This window comes from Collinsella sp. OM08-14AT (assembly GCF_003438115.1).
GTDB lineage: Bacteria > Actinomycetota > Coriobacteriia > Coriobacteriales > Coriobacteriaceae > Collinsella.
In genome coordinates this window covers 37846-52758 of record NZ_QSTE01000013.1, presented here as the reverse complement: position 1 = coordinate 52758, position 14913 = coordinate 37846, and the positions used below count along the sequence as shown (strand labels likewise).

At 59.6% G+C, this 14913-nt stretch carries 13 protein-coding genes; 9 read left to right on the top strand and 4 right to left on the bottom strand.

The genetic code is table 11. The features are described from left to right. The first annotated feature begins 116 nt into the window (after positions 1-116). Positions 117-1106, top strand: coding sequence for a hypothetical protein (locus DXC18_RS07890; RefSeq protein ID WP_089572154.1), 990 nt, complete (start codon positions 117-119; stop codon positions 1104-1106). Between the two features lie 12 nt (positions 1107-1118). On the opposite strand, the gene DXC18_RS07885 is transcribed toward DXC18_RS07890, so the two are convergent. Further along, positions 1119-2300 (bottom strand): cation diffusion facilitator family transporter, encoded by a 1182-nt coding sequence (locus DXC18_RS07885; protein ID WP_117583976.1) that lies wholly within the window; start codon positions 2298-2300, stop codon positions 1119-1121. 218 nt (positions 2301-2518) lie between these two features. Between DXC18_RS07885 and DXC18_RS07880 the strand changes: the two genes are divergently transcribed. Both DXC18_RS07880 and DXC18_RS10605 read left to right on the top strand, forming a co-directional pair. Further along, the gene (locus tag DXC18_RS07880; RefSeq protein ID WP_117716858.1) at positions 2519-3856 is read left to right on the top strand and encodes a hypothetical protein; all 1338 of its coding nucleotides are present in this window, start codon (positions 2519-2521) and stop codon (positions 3854-3856) included. Positions 3857-3970: 114 nt separating this feature from the next. After that, positions 3971-4438, top strand: coding sequence for an SHOCT domain-containing protein (locus DXC18_RS10605; protein ID WP_117583978.1), 468 nt, complete (start codon positions 3971-3973; stop codon positions 4436-4438). Positions 4439-4532: 94 nt separating this feature from the next. On the opposite strand, the gene DXC18_RS07870 is transcribed toward DXC18_RS10605, so the two are convergent. Continuing rightward, complete coding sequence (locus DXC18_RS07870; RefSeq protein WP_117583979.1) at positions 4533-4973, bottom strand: helix-turn-helix domain-containing protein; 441 nt, start codon at positions 4971-4973, stop codon at positions 4533-4535. A gap of 88 nt (positions 4974-5061) precedes the next feature. Between DXC18_RS07870 and DXC18_RS07865 the strand changes: the two genes are divergently transcribed. Beyond that, positions 5062-5331, top strand: a complete 270-nt coding sequence (locus tag DXC18_RS07865) for a hypothetical protein (RefSeq protein WP_117583980.1) — start codon at positions 5062-5064, stop codon at positions 5329-5331. Positions 5332-5426: 95 nt separating this feature from the next. On the opposite strand, the gene DXC18_RS07860 is transcribed toward DXC18_RS07865, so the two are convergent. Both DXC18_RS07860 and DXC18_RS07855 read right to left on the bottom strand, forming a co-directional pair. Continuing rightward, positions 5427-7916 carry a phosphatidylinositol-specific phospholipase C gene (locus DXC18_RS07860; RefSeq protein ID WP_117716857.1) on the bottom strand — a complete coding sequence of 830 codons (2490 nt, stop codon included), beginning with the start codon at positions 7914-7916 and terminating at the stop codon, positions 5427-5429. A gap of 304 nt (positions 7917-8220) precedes the next feature. Beyond that, complete coding sequence (locus DXC18_RS07855) at positions 8221-8808, bottom strand: hypothetical protein (protein WP_117583982.1); 588 nt, start codon at positions 8806-8808, stop codon at positions 8221-8223. A 308-nt stretch (positions 8809-9116) separates the two neighbouring features. Between DXC18_RS07855 and DXC18_RS07850 the strand changes: the two genes are divergently transcribed. The 5 genes from DXC18_RS07850 to DXC18_RS07830 all read left to right on the top strand — a co-directional run bounded on the left by DXC18_RS07850 (position 9117) and on the right by DXC18_RS07830 (position 14519). Next, positions 9117-9749, top strand: a complete 633-nt coding sequence (locus DXC18_RS07850) for a cyclodeaminase/cyclohydrolase family protein (protein ID WP_158551663.1) — start codon at positions 9117-9119, stop codon at positions 9747-9749. 2 nt (positions 9750-9751) lie between these two features. Then, positions 9752-10606 (top strand): bifunctional 5,10-methylenetetrahydrofolate dehydrogenase/5,10-methenyltetrahydrofolate cyclohydrolase, encoded by an 855-nt coding sequence (locus DXC18_RS07845; RefSeq protein ID WP_117716856.1) that lies wholly within the window; start codon positions 9752-9754, stop codon positions 10604-10606. Positions 10607-10707: 101 nt separating this feature from the next. Then, positions 10708-12231 (top strand): C69 family dipeptidase, encoded by a 1524-nt coding sequence (locus DXC18_RS07840; RefSeq protein WP_117629586.1) that lies wholly within the window; start codon positions 10708-10710, stop codon positions 12229-12231. Positions 12232-12330: 99 nt separating this feature from the next. Beyond that, complete coding sequence (locus tag DXC18_RS07835) at positions 12331-12747, top strand: hypothetical protein (protein WP_117583986.1); 417 nt, start codon at positions 12331-12333, stop codon at positions 12745-12747. 8 nt (positions 12748-12755) lie between these two features. Continuing rightward, a complete protein-coding gene (locus DXC18_RS07830) occupies positions 12756-14519 on the top strand; it encodes an AarF/ABC1/UbiB kinase family protein (RefSeq protein WP_117629587.1) in 1764 nt (587 codons plus the stop codon). Positions 14520-14913 lie beyond the last annotated feature (394 nt).

Genomic DNA, 14913 nt, shown 5'->3' with positions numbered 1-14913 from the left:
GTTTTCTAGCCGCGCTTGTCTTGTAGATATGGACGGGCTCTGTCCGTCACGGGCTTTTGCGCGGGTAGAATGCATGGATAACTTGATGCTTACGGGCGACGGAAAGGAATCGTTGCATGGATCAGGACAAGACAACCGTGATGGGCGGCTACGGTTCCGCGCAGGCTGGCGATAGCGCCGATGCGACCCGCGTTGTTCCCAACCCCGGTTATACCGACCCCGCCGCGACGCAGCCTTCTGCCGAGCCAACCCGGGTTATGGGCTATGGCGACACAGCGCGGGATTCTTATGCCGTATCTTCGCAAGGCCCCTATGGCAACGCAGCTCCGGACCCGTTTGATTACGCGCCGCAGGATTCTTATGCCGCCTCGACGCCGAATCCCTATGATGACCTGCCGCAAAATCCCATTCCGCAGCCTCAGCAGACGACGTATATGCCTCGCACGGCGCAGTCTCGCTACGAGTCGCGCGAGCCGTATCGCGAGTACCCCAAGTCGATTCCGCAATATGGCGAGGACGAGGAGAAGAAGCCGTCGCGTTCGTCGAGCGTGATCAAGAAGATCCTCATCGTGCTGGCGATCTTCTTTGCGCTGTCGGTTGTGTTTGCCATTGTGTCGGGCATGCTCAACAAGCGAGGGAGTTCAACGGCTGATACCGCTGCCGAGCAAACCGAGTCCGCCTCGTCTAGCACCGTCGATCTGAGCGATATCCCGGGGCAGTACTGGTCCAACGCCAAGAAACTTCTCAAGTCGCGCGGCGCCAATCTTTCGAATGCCGTGGTCCTGACTGATGATGGCTCAACGCCCGTCATCGATGCCAACTGGGTCGTTACTTCTGCTTACTATAACGACAGCGGCAACCTCGAAATTCAACTCACGCACAAGAATAGCTCGGGCAACTCGCCCGACGGCCAAAGCGGTACCGACAGCTCGAGTTCCAATACGCTGGAGGACTTGAGCAACAAGGCACAGGAGTTGGGAGACAAGGCGCAAGAGCTGGGCGATACGGCACAAAACCTGGGCGACACCGCGCAGAACTTGGGCGACATGGCGACGGGTGCCTGGAATGCACTGCAAAACGGCATCTCGGGCGCGCAGGGAAACTAGCTGTTAAGCGGGCTACAGCTGCTCGGCCGGACGGTCGGGCGAGCTAAAGCCCGAGTCAAACGTAACGACGCATGAGGCATTGGGTCGGCGCTCGTGCACGATGCGCGTGACGAGCTCCAACAGCTCCTCGTCGGATATGTCAAAGTCGTCGGGACGCACCAGGTCAAACGAAACGAACCCGTCGTGCTCGTGCAGGTCGTGGATGGAAAGCGCGGGGTCGATCTGCGCTACGCCGCGCTTGACCCAGCCGCGCAGGTCATCACCGGTTGTTGCGATGGGGTCGCAGTGCAGCGTAATGCCAATGCCCATCTGGCGTTTGATATCGTGCTCGATGGTGTCCAGAATCTCGTGGTGCTCAAAGGCATCACCCTCGCCGGGCATTTCCACGTGTGCGCTGGCAAACTGACGGCCGGGGCCGTAGTCGTGTACCATGAGGTCGTGCGTGCCCAGGACCTGGGGGTACGACATGATCCTGTCGCGGATTTCCTGGACGAGCTTGGGGTCGGGCGCTTGCCCCAGCAGCGGGCTGATGGCGTCGCGCACCAGGCCCATGCCGCTGATGCAAATGAAGACGCCCACGCCCAGGCCCGCCCAGCCGTCGAGGTCAAAGCCGGTCGTTTGCGAAATAAGCGCCGCTGCTAAGACCGAGCCCGAGGTGATGACATCGTTTTTGGAGTCCTGCGCCGTGGCGATGAGCGTCTCCGAGTCGATGCGGTCGCCCAGCGTGCGGTTAAACGCGGCCATCCAGAGCTTAACGAGCATGGACGCAGCCAGTGCCGCAAGGGAAACGAGCGTGTAGGCGGTGGGGGAGGGCTTGATGATCTTGGTAACGGACTCGAGCACCAGGTTGATGCCGACGGCACAAACGAGGACGGCGACAAACAGGCCGGCGAGGTATTCGTAGCGGCCGTGGCCATAGGGGTGGCCTTCGTCTGCCGGGCGGCTGGCAAGGCGGAATCCGAGCAGGCTCACGATGTTGCTCGAGGCGTCGGAGAGGTTGTTGAAGGCGTCGGCGATGAGCGAGACGGAGCCGGCGAGCAGGCCCGCGATGCCCTTGGCTAGGCACAGGGCAATGTTGAGGCCAATGCAGATAAGGCTTGCGGCAAAGCCCGCGTTGGTGCGACAAGTTGTATCGACCGGCTCGTCCTCACTGCCGGGAACAAGCGTATGTACCAGCCGATTTACAAATAGCATGGCAATCGTCCTCACAATCATGGTTAAGGGGATAGTGTAGCTCGCATGGGCGCACCGTGCGCCGATGCTCAGAAAATGCAGCAATGGTCTGCTGGTGCTAACGAGTGGGGCTTCTTGTCCGACCGGGTGCTCCATTTTGGGCCACATGGGTATGGGCATGTGCCTGCCCGCCCGACATACTTAATGTCGACAGCCCCTGCGCAAAGGAGGACGTATCCATGGACGAGATGTTTGCCATTAAATGCCAAAACTGCGGCGGCCCTATGTACTCACACCAGGCTAAACGCAGCTTTGAGTGCGCCTATTGCGGCACGGTCGTTCCGTGGCAGGCCGATGCGGGGGAGCCCAAGAGCGCCCTGGGCATTCGCCATACGCCACTGACGGTTGTCGATGGACTGCTTAAGCTCACCTATGTGTCGCAGCTCGAGCGCCCGGAGGACCCGGACTGGTATTTCTTCAATTCGTACTGGCGCAACCAGTCGGTTCTGGAGCATCTGCTGTGGGAGGACCGCGGCACGGCTCAAGAGTTCCAAGAGGCAGCGCACGTGAGCATTCCCTGCCCCTTCTGCGGTGCGTCCTTTGAGGGGTCATCGACCCAGCGCGTGTTTGAGTGCCCGTCCTGCGGTAATACGATCGGCGTTGCCGACCTGCTCAAACCCGGTACCTTTAGCAAGCGCCTGACTATGGGCGTTGGTGCGGAGTATGTACCTGAGCAGGGTATTCCCTGCGAAATCTCGCCGCAGCAGGCACGTGCCAACGCGCTGCAGCTGGTGCGCCAGTACCCCGACGCCTTTGCCGGGCACGACGTGGAAGACGCGATTCAAAATGACATGATGCTCTTCTACTTCCCCATGACGCTCGCGGATCTACGCATGATGGCGTCCTTCCCGGGCAAGGGGCTGAGCAAGGAGACCCTGGTGTACTACGAGGTGCTCGACTGGGCGTATTCCAGGGCAAACTACCTGGACGTTCGCCTTATGGGGATTTTGGAGCCGTGGGACTTTGCCAAGGTTGGGCCGTTTGACCCGGCCATGCAGGAAGGTGACTTCCGCGTTGTCTCCGTCGATGCATCTACCAAGGACCAGGTGGTCATTGATAAGCTGGCGCTCGACATTGCCGGCAACGATGCCGAGGCGGTGCTGGGGCTCAATAAAAAGAGCATCCGCACCTGGGCGCGCAAGGCCCGCAAGCACAAGGATGGTTTGCTGATGGTGCCGGTCTACTTTGTCGATCGTCCGGCGACAGACAGCCGCGATGGCGAGCAGGTGCGCATTGCCGTAAACGGCCAGACGGGCCGCGCGGCCGCGGTGGTGTTTAGCGACAAGCGCGAGACGCATGTGGTGGCGCCACTCAACCCGAGCCTGCATCTGTCCGGTGAAAGCACTGTGCATGCCACGCCCATCGAGGTCAAATACGTTAAATCACCCTTCCTATATCAGATCGTGCGCCGTGGAGGCGGCGAGCAACCGCGCCAGGTTACAGCCGCCGTCGAGGGTTCCTACCGAGAAGAGAAGCCCAAGCGCCGTGGTCTTCTGGGTGCGCTATTTGGGAAGTAGGGAGTAGTGCCGGGGTGTCGGGCTGCATCACAAGGTCATTAGATGAATTTAAAAGTGCTGGGAACGTGCTAACATTGCCGATAGCCTTAATCTTGCAAAAGCGGAGGTCGGATTATGGGTTTTGCCGATCAGCAGCTTCAGATTCAGATACCGTATTCTCCTGACGACACGTTTAATGCCTTGAAGGCAGCTATGGAAAAGCTACCTAAAGTAAAAGTTGATAGCGCATCGCCCACAACAAGAACAGTTGCAGCCGAGATTGGTATGAGCCTTTGGTCCTGGGGTGAAAATGTCAGTATTTCGGTTGTTCCAGTTGAAGGTGGATCTGGCGTTACTGTCAACTCGTCATCTAAGGTCAGGACAAACGTACTAAACGGGGGCAAAAATGCAAAGAATATTGCCGAGATAGTCGATGCCCTATCGAAGGAGCTCGAGCAGTATCCGCAGGTTTCACAGACTATTGAGACGCTGGTGGATAGTGGTGATGTAGTTGCAAGGCCCGAGAGACTTGCAGCGCTGCGTGATAGTGGAGTACTTACCGAGGAAGAGTTTGCTGCAGAAAAGGCGAAAATCCTTTCGTAGTTAGACACGATGGTTGGATTTGCATTCTGGTATTGAACTTGTTTATACTAGGCTGAAAACATCGTGTGGAATAAAAGTGCGCAGTAGCCTCGCCTTATACAGCAATAGGGACCTCTTTGGGGCGTCCCGCCTTTGGTGCGTCGGCGAGTCGTGCCTCGATGGAAGCTTTGGACACCATTCGCTTGGTGCCATCCTTCCATGAATCCAACAGTTCAGCATTTATCAGTTGCGATACTCTTGCCGAGCTAACGCCAAGCATGCGCGCGGCATCCGCTGCGGTGACGGCGGGGGTATCGTTGAGTTCGCAACTGACGGCCACGGCGATAATTTTGCCACCGTGCTGCGGCTCGTGGCCAAAGTCCGGCGCAGGCAGGTCGACGCCACCCATAAGGTGATCGTCGACCATACATGCGAGAAAATCAGCGGCGCTTTCGACGGCGTCGTTTAGGTCGGAGCCGAACGTCCCACCTCCGCCCAGCGAGCCACATGGCACAGCGTCGACGACGCCGTCCGAATCAAAGACTCGAATTCCCATGTCACCTAGCGCCTTCGTGCGGGATTCCCGAAGTGACTAAAATGTGACCATAGAGGCAGTTTTAGCGAACCCCATGGGAGTGACACGCATGGACAACAACACCTTGCTGTTTCAGGACAAGGGTTCGGGTAGGTTTAAAGACGTCAAGATCTACCCTAACCGTATCGAGGTGCTCAAGAAGGGCGCTTTCGGCGGCAAGCACACCGAGATTGTCTACCTTAAGGACATCACGGGCGTCAATAGAATCAAAGGCCGCGATGTTTTTCTGCGTAACAGGCTGTTGACTGCTTGCGTCTTTAGCCTGAGCAGCCGTGCGAAGGCCCAGGAGTTTGTTAACGTGCTGAATATGGTGATGTAGCCTATGGCGGCGTTCGGGCCAAGGTAAAAATTGGGGGCACAGAACGGTGTCCTGCGCCCCTCGTCGGGTCGATGTGTCCAAAAGGGTCGGCTTGCCTATTCGCTAGCGCCTTCGCTGTCTTCGCGATCGTTGGCAAGCATTGCCGCGCCGGCGACCGTTGTCGCCACGGCGGCAGCGGCGAGCCCGGCGACGATGCCAGAGCCGTCGCCCGTGCCGGCGAGCTTCTCGCCCGATTCCTTGCTCTTGTTGCCCTTGCCGTTCTTGTTGGCGCTGCCCGCGTTGGTGCCGGTGCCGGTGTTGCCTGCACCGTCCGCGTTGCCCGAAGTCGTCACAGTAAAGCTTGCGGCTCCGTCGGTGGCGAGCGTGTAGTTTTGCGCCGCGTCGCCCAACAGGCCTTTCGCACGCACCCAATACGTCCCCGCGGCAAATGCCTCATCCTCGGCCATTGCCGTGCCCGGAGCGCCGTTTGCATCGTGCATAAACTCGAGCTGGGCGGTGCAGGCATCGCCTTCGAGCTTGCCGTCGAGCGGCGCCGCGATCTTTGCGCGCACGTCCTCGCCGGCCTTAAGGCCCTCGAGCCCTTCAAAGTGGGGCGTCAATGCGCGCGGGTCGATATCGATGGGCACGGAACCCTGCAGTTCCGTAACGGTCTCGTTGCCCAGGGCGTCGACATCCACGTATTCGATAGCAAACGTGTTGCCCGAAGCTGCCACGTTGAGTACGTTACTGCTGTCGACAAGGCGGAAACGACCCTCGCCAACGGTCTTTCCATCCCGGAGTGAGGCATCGCTCAACGAGTCGCCGTATGTCATGCGCATACGGGTCGGGAGGTAGTACGAAACGGTCTGCTTGTGCTTCGCATCGTAATTGCGCTGGTAGATGCTTCGGGCCAGTGCCGCATCAACAAAGTCGGACGCAATGATGCCAATGTGCTTGAGGCAGTCCTCCTTTGTGCTCTCATTTCCGGTGCTGTTTATATACTGGCTCTTGTATAGATGCTCGTTGACCACTCGTGCTGCGGTAAAAGGATTGCTTCCTTGCTTGTAGTTCGTGCAGCTGGTGTAGTTGATACACAAGCTGTGCTCCAGGACCTTTACCTTGGCCCCGTCATTGTCCTCGACGTCCACCATGATGCGGGCGAGCTTGGTTGTCTCCTGCAGCGCCATATCGACCCAGCCGATTTTGTCGGTTCCTGTGCATTCGTAATGGTCCTGGGCGTATACCTTGGTGCAATAGGGCTCTTCGTCACCCGTTTTCCCCACGGCTTCAAAGCCCCGCTCGTCTCGAACGAGACACATGGAGGTGCTGTCGGTGTGTGCTGCGATTTTGTCGTCCCATTGGGTGAGGTCGAGGCCCCATGTGTGGCTGCTTACGCTGTTGCCGGCGAGCCCAAACCGACGCAGCAGGACGATCTTTCCGCGCACCTCGCCCAGCGTGGGGATGCGACTCGATGTGTAGAACAGGTCGGGGTTCTCATCCAAAACCTTGCCAAAGGCCGTCGTGAGGCTTTCGTTGGTAGCCTCGCCATTGCCCCGCGACACGAGCATGATGAGCGCTTCTGTCGGGTTTTCGCTCAAAAACGTATTGAAGTACCCGATGACATCGGAGAGATGCATAAAGTTCCCGTCTTTTTTGAGCAGGTAACAAGCTCCGTGGTCGATGCCGGGGTCGCCGTTCTCGTCGTTCTTTCCAAGTCGGATATCAAAGTAGCGAATGCCTTCGAGCAACTGCGTGGGGATGTAATCCTGCTGGCATTTTGCTTGGGAGGATTGGGGCTCGGTGTCATTGTCCACGCTGCAGGTGCCCGAATCGTGCGTGCCCGGGATGCTCAGTTCGTCGAGGAACTTGCTGTTGTCGACGTATTTCATCCAACAGGGCCCGTCGACGTAGCTGCTGTACGTGATCCAGTCGAGGCTGCTAACCGTGGCATCGTTCTTTTTCATATCGTAACCGATAAGTTCGAGCTCCCACGGGATGCTCTTACTCTTATGGCAGATCTTATTGTTGTCCTGGTCTTTGCCGTCCGATTCTATTGCCAGGTACTTAATGTCTTTTTTCTCGGTTTCTTTCTCGACCGTGCGGTCTCGGATGATATAGGTTCCGTTTGACTGGCGTTTAAACGCAAAAGCGCGGCTGGGCTTGTCGTCATACTCGCCACTCCATACGTGGATGACCTTTCCATCTTTGTCCGAGTCGCCGTCGACCGACCAAATGCTGTAGCCCGTCTTTTTATGCTCTTCGAAATTGAGTAAGGTGCGGATGGCATACCAATTTGTATTATCTGCATCGGTCACTACGTGTTCAAGGATGAGTTTGCTGGACGTGCCGTCATTAAACAGGTGGCAGACGTTGCCGCGAACGTTGCCGTCTTGGTTGACGCTCGCGGTGCGAAAATAGCCCGCGGGGCGAAGGCGAATGATGAACTTGTCGAGGGTGGCCGCCGGTGTGGGCGTGTCTTCTGCAAATGCCGCGCGCACGGGAAGGCCCAGCGCCGCGGTTTCGGGCAGGCTTGCAAATGGCGACAATGCTGCGAGTCCTAGGCCCAGCGTAAATGCTCGACGACTGATGGCGTGGTGTTCGGTCATAACTCCTCCATTCGCGGGGTGCGGTTATGCGCTCGTTTTGGTCACTATACTGCCCGGATGTCTAAACGTGTTGGCTTAATTGTCTGCGCGGTGCTATTAATCGGCGGGCGGACGCGTTGGGGCGCTTGTCTATTTGTGTTGCTACCGCGCTGGGGGTGGTTTTGCCGTCCGGCACCCTCGCGTTCGCCGGCTATCGGCATAAGAAAGGGAGGGCCGGCGAGCCGATCCTCCCTTAGTACGAAACGCTGGGGCACCGCCGCTTGTTGGCGCTGCGCTCGTGTTTTTCGTTGCGCTCGCGAGTCGCTTAGCGCTTAATCTCGATATCGTCGAGCTTAACATCCATGGCCTCGGTCTTGGCCTTGGCGATATCATCGGCAAATTCCAGAGACTTCATCATGGTTTCGACGGCATCCTTGTGCTCCTCGACGTTGTCGATGCGCACGTAGACGCTGCCGCCGCCTGCTTCGGTGAAGTACTCAGTCGTCACGCCGCCCGAGTGTGTATAGGAAGCGTTGCGCCAAGTCTTGCCGTTGTACTTGACGGGGTCATTCTCGGTCCACTCAAAGCTGGCATTCCACTTTGCCTCGTAGTCGAACAGCTCGTCGGCGTTCTTGTCAGGATCGAAGACGGGGATGAAGCGATCGCTGGCGTGCTCGCTCTCGGTGAACTTAAACTGGGCCCTGTCGGCGGTATCGCCTGCGACGTCGGTGACCTCGACGCCCTCGGGGACCTCGACCTTAAACCAGATGAAGTCGGTCCTCATATCCACGGCTGGCTTTTCCGCACCGCCACCGCTGCCGGTAGCTCCACCGCTTCCGCCACAGCCCACCAGGGCAACTGCGGCAAAGAGACTCATGCAGAGGGTGAGAATCGCAAAGGCCTTCTTTTTCATGGTCGTGTCCTCCTCGATCTGTAACCGCCCATGGATTACCTGCCTTTACTGTACGCGCGGACGGCTCGCTAGGGTGGGCCATGTGTCCCATTCTGGGTGCCGGATTTGCGCCGTTAAGTGGCAATATGCGCGGGCGCAAAAGAGGGGAGGGCCGGTGCCGACGCCTATCGTTCGTCATAGAAATCCGCGATGGCCAGGTGTGCTGACGCTTATGTGCTTATGGGCTAGACTTAGCATCATTACGTGTTTGATGCGGTTGGCCGGCGGTTGCCGCCCGACCGATCTATATGACTTGAAGGTGCATGCGTATGAGCCAAGAGATGATGGACAAGACCTGTCGCGGGTTTGCCGAGGCGCTGGCCGCGCGCGAGCCGGTTCCCGGCGGTGGCAGCGCGAGCGCCTTTGTGGGCGCGCTGGGCGCCTCGCTGTGTGGAATGGTTGCCCGCTACGGTGCGACCAATCCCGCGCTTGCTGATCGTGCGGATGACCTGACGCGCGCGTTTGCCCAGGCTGATGAGCTGGCCCAGGAGCTTGTCGAGTTGGTTTCCGAGGACGTTCGTGCCTACAGGCGGGTGTCCGCGGCGTACGGTATTCCGCGTGACGATCCGGCTCGAGCGACCGCGATTCAGGATGCGCTGCATGTGGCAGCCATGCCGCCGTATCGCATTATGGATGCCTGCGGGCGCGCACTGGCGCTGCTCGAGGACATGGCCGATAAGGGTTCGCGTCAGCTGCTGTCCGATGTGGCGTGCGGCGCCGTGTTCTGCCGTGCCGCTATGCAGGGCGCGAGTTTGACGCTCTTTGCGAACACCACGTCTATGAAGGATCGCGCTCGTGCTGAGGAGCTCGAGACGGCGTGTGATGAGTTGCTCGACACATGGTTGCCGCGCGCCGATGCGCTGGCGCGCCGCGCCTCCGACGCTGCAAGGAAGAGGGGATAGCCATGGCTGAACTGCTGAAGGGTGCTCCCGTTGCTCGCGCTTTGACCGTGGAACATGCTGCTCGCTGCGCAGCCCTGCGCGAGCGCGGCGTTGTTCCGACGCTGGCCATCGTGCGTGTGGGCGAGCGCGAGGACGACCTGTCCTACGAGCGCGGCGCCCTCAAGCGCTGCGAAAAGGTTGGCATTGAGGCTCGCCGCATTTTGCTTCCCGCCGATGTTTTGCAGGACGAGTTGTTGGCCGCCATCGAGGACATCAATGCCGACCACGCTGTTCATGGCTGCCTGATGTTTCGTCCGTTGCCCGCTGGGCTTGACGAGGATGCGGTTGCCGCGGCACTCGATCCCGCCAAGGATGTTGACTCCATGACGCCGGCCTCGCTGCTTACCACGCTTTCGGGGCGAGGCGAGGGCTTTGCTCCCTGCACGGCCGAGGCTGTGTTGGCGTTGCTGGACCATTACGACGTTGAGCTGGATGGGGCCAAGGTCGCGGTCGTCGGTCGATCGCTGGTGATTGGCCGTCCCGTTGCCGCCATGCTTACGGCTCGCAATGCCACGGTAACGACGTGCCATACGCATACGCGTGACTTGACTGCCGAGTGCCGTGCGGCTGATATTATGGTTGCGGCCGTTGGACGCGCGCGCACGATTGGCGCGGATGCGGTTCGCGATGGCCAGACGATTATCGATGTTGGCATTAATTGGGACGAGGCCGCTGGCAAGCTGGTCGGGGACGTTGATTTTGATGCTGCAGAGCCGGTTGTTGGTGCCATTACTCCCGTGCCGGGCGGCGTGGGGGCTGTGACCACCGCGATTCTCGCCAAGCACGTGATTGAGGCGGCGGAGCGCGCATCGAAATAGGCGTTTTTGACCACAGAGGTTGCCGAGGTCGCGGTTTCGCCCTTTTTGTGCCGAAGCGATACACTGTTGCCGTTTGATTTCTTCGCTCAAGGAGGATGCGCATGCCGTGCACAACGATTTTGGTTGGTAAGAACGCGAGTTACGACGGCTCGACGCTGGTTGCCCGCAATGAGGACTCGTCCAATGGAGTATTTGAGCCCAAGCGCATGCGCGTAGTACATCCCGACGAGCAGCCGCGTGTCTACACGAGCTTCCTGAGCCACCTGACCGTTGAGCTGCCCGACAATCCCATGCGTTACACAAGCGTCCCCGACGTTGTCCCGGGCCATGGCATTTGGGCCGAGGCCGGTTTCAACGAGCTCAATGTGGGCATGTCCGCAACCGAGACGCTCACCACCAACGAGCGCGTTCGCGGCGCCGACCCGCTCGTCGACTACGTGCCCGCCAAGGGCAACGAGGACGAGGACGGCTATGTTCCGGCGCAGCCCGGCGGTCTGGGCGAGGAGGACATGGTGACCCTGGTGCTGCCATATGCCAAATCCGCCCGCGACGGCGTACGCATTCTGGGTGACCTGCTCGAGCGTTATGGCACCTACGAGAACAACGGCATCGCCTTTAGCGACGTGGACGAGATCTGGTGGCTCGAGACCATCGGCGGCCACCACTGGATCGCCAAGCGCGTGCCCGATGACGCCTATGTGACCATGCCCAACCAGCTGGGTATCGACAGCTTTGACCTGGATGACGCCGAGGGCGCCCAGGCCGACCACATGTGCTCCGCCGACCTGCGTGCCTGGATGGCCGAGTGGCATCTGGACCTGACGCTGGGCGTCGATGGCGACGGCCCGGCTGCGATCTTTAACCCGCGCGAGGCCTTTGGCTCGCACAGCGACAGCGACCATGTCTACAACACGCCGCGCGCCTGGTACATGCAGCGCTGCCTCAACCCCAGCGATGTGTGGGACGGTTCCGAGGCCGACTACACGCCCGAGAGCGACGATATCCCCTGGAGCCGCGTGCCCGAGCGCAAGGTGACCATCGAGGACATCAAGTACGTGCTTTCGAGCCACTACCAGGGCACGGAGTACGACTGCTACGGCAGCAAGGGCACGCCCGCCACGCGCGGTGCCTATCGCCCCATCGGCATCAACCGTAACAGCCAGCTCGCCGTGCTGCAGCTGCGCCCCTATGCGCAGCCGGCCTACCGCGCCGTGCAGTGGATGGCCTTTGGTTCCAACTCGTTTAACGCGCTGGTTCCGCTGTACGCCAACGTCGAGACCATGCCCGAGTACTATGCCGATACGCAGGCTCGCGTGACGTCCGAAAACTTCTACTGGGCCAACCGCCTGATCGGAGCGCTGGCCGACGTCCGCTTCCATGAGTGCGGCCGCGCTGTGGAGGACTACCAGGAGAAGGTCGGTGGCATGGGCCACAAGCAGATCCATGACGTCGACGCTGCCGTAGCCGCGCTGCCCGAGGCCGAGGTGCCTGCCGAGCTTGCACGCGCCAACGAGGAGTTTGCCGAGCTCGCGCGCGTGGAGACCGATGCCCTGTTGGGCAAGGTGCTCTACACCACGAGCTGCGCCATGAAGAACTCTTTCGCGATGAACGACAACGTGAGATAGGGATTTCCCGTCGATCGAATAGCGCTTAAACGCTTTGTCGCTTTCACTCAATCTTGGGTACAAGAACGCCAATGCAGTTGTTTGTGATTGGAGACAACCATGGTTATGAAACTCGATCAGCTTGTTAACGGCGCCATCAACGTGGGCTTTGGCGCTGCCGCCGTTGCTGTCGAAGGCGGCAAGAAGGTCCTCGACGACCTTAACACCAAAGGCGAGCAGGTCCGCAAGGACACCGCCACCCCCGATATCGCCCGCAGCGTGTCCGACATGTTCGAGCAGGCCGGTGGCACCATCTCCGATCTGACCGAGCGCTTGGGCATGCAGGGCGAGACCGCGGCCCAGCGCGTGCTCGACGAGCTCATCCTGGCCCGCGTCCGCGTCATGACCGCCCCCGAGCGCACGGCCTTCCTGGCCCATGTGCGCGACATCGTCGATTCGGTCGAGGACAACGTGACCTCGGTGCCCGTCGAGTCCGTTGAGCCCGACGATGCGAAGGATACCGAAGAGGCCGAGTAGCAGCGCAGATGGCAGATTCCACCACCGATTACAACAATCTAGATCCCTTGGGTGACGAGGCGGCGGTTGTCGATGAGGTCGATGCCGTCGTCTCGGGCGCTCGCAAGAAGCCGCGCGCTGTCGATATGGTCCCCGAGGAGCCCGACGCGATGGCGCCGGACGAGGAATACCAGCTCACGCCGGCGGGTCGCCGCGAGCGCATCGGACAGATTGTTCGCCTGGTCAAAAAGTACCGCGTGTGGGATAACCTCACGCCGGTTCGTTTGCGCCGCCTGCTCGAGGAACTCGGCCCCATGTTCGTCAAGATGGGGCAGATTCTGGCCAACCGGTCCGAGATTCTGCCGCAACGCTTTTGCGACGAGCTGCGTCGTCTGCGCTCCGACGTGGAGCCGGTGCCGTACGAGGTCGTACTCAGTTGTCTGGAAGAAGAATACGGCCTGCGCCTGGGGGAGATGTTCGATGCGATCGACCCCAATCCGCTTGGTAGCGCATCGCTTGCGCAGGTGCACCGCGCACGTCTGGTGACGGGCGAGGACGTGGCCGTCAAGGTGCAGCGCCCCGGTGCGCAGCAGGTTATGGCACAGGACATCGATATCATCCGCTCGGTGGTGCGTATCGTTTCCAAGTTCGTCAACACCGATCAATTCGTTGACCTGCACGGTGTAGTCGAGGAGTTGTGGACCTCGTTTCGCGAGGAGACCAACTTTTTGGCCGAGGCCAAAAACCTCAACGACTTCTACGAGTTCCATAAGAGCGTTCATGGCGTGACGTGCCCTAAATCCTATCTGGACCTGTGCACCGAGCACGTGGTGGTTATGGACTACGTCGACGGCATTTCGATCGCCGATCCTGAACGCTTGGTGGCCGAGGGCTATGACTTGGAAAAGATCGGTGCCGCAATCGTCGAGGACTACTCGACGCAGGTGCTCGACGATGGCTTTTTCCATGCCGACCCGCATGCGGGAAACATCATCCTCAAGGATGGCATCGTCTACTTTATTGACCTGGGCATGGTCGGACGCATGTCGAGCCACGATCGCGGTATCGTAAAGGACATGATTTTCGCCGTGGCCGAGGGTGACGTGCCCAAGCTCAAGGATTCGCTCATGCGCTTCGCCGTGACGCGTGGCGACTCGGCTGAGCTCGATCATTCGGCCTTTTTGTCCGATTTGGACTTTATCGTTGCCGACTTTGCCGGGCTCGACCTTAAAGACCTGGATATCGGCGAGTTTTTGACCTCGCTGCTCAATCTGGCGCGCAAAAATGACGTTGAGCTGCCGAGCGTGGTGACGATGTTCGCCCGCGGCATGGTGACGCTCGAGGGCCTGTTGACCGAGTACATGCCCAACGTCAACATGATCCAGATCATCCAGACGCACATCAAAAACGAGAAGAGCACCTATGCCCGCATGCGTGATATGGGACGCGATCTGGCCGCGAGCAGCTATCGCGCGGCAAAAGGCTCGCTCGAGGCGGCCGAGTATTTGGGCTTGGCTTCGCGTATGCTCACGCGCGGCCAGCTTAAGGTGAACACGCAGATCATGAGCAGCGATAAGGCGCTGCGACAGCTGGGCGGAATTATCGACCGCATGTCGATGGCTATCGTGATCGCCGGTCTGTTTATCGGTTCGTCGGTGGTGTACTACGCGCGCATCGAGCCGGTTGTCCTCGGCATTCCGGTCATCGGCTTCTTTGGCTACGTGAGCGCGCTGGTGCTGGCGCTTATGCTGGGCCGCAATATCTGGCTCAACAGCCACGGCGGCAAGCACTAGAGGCTGCGACCGTCACCGCATTTTCCTATCGCAAACAATAGCTTTTACCTTGGGCTTCGCCTGCGTGCGAGGCCCTTTTGCGTGATACCATTTTGACGGTAATAATCGATGGCCTAGATGGTGGTGCGGAGACGCACGAATGCGCGGTTTTCCTGCGCGTTTGGGAGAATCGGGGTGCAAGTCCCCGGCTGTACCAGTAACCGTAATTCCTCTTGGCTCGGGATGTTCGCGTCGCAGATCGGACGGCGCGCCCGAGTCGTTAAGGTTAAGTCGGATCGCCTCCCATCTTGCGTGCGGCTGCGGCGTATGCCGCCGGTGTGCATAGGGCTCTGGAGGGAAGGAGGACCCCGATGGGGGAACTCGAGCGCAACATGCGCGATGACGTGGGGCAGCC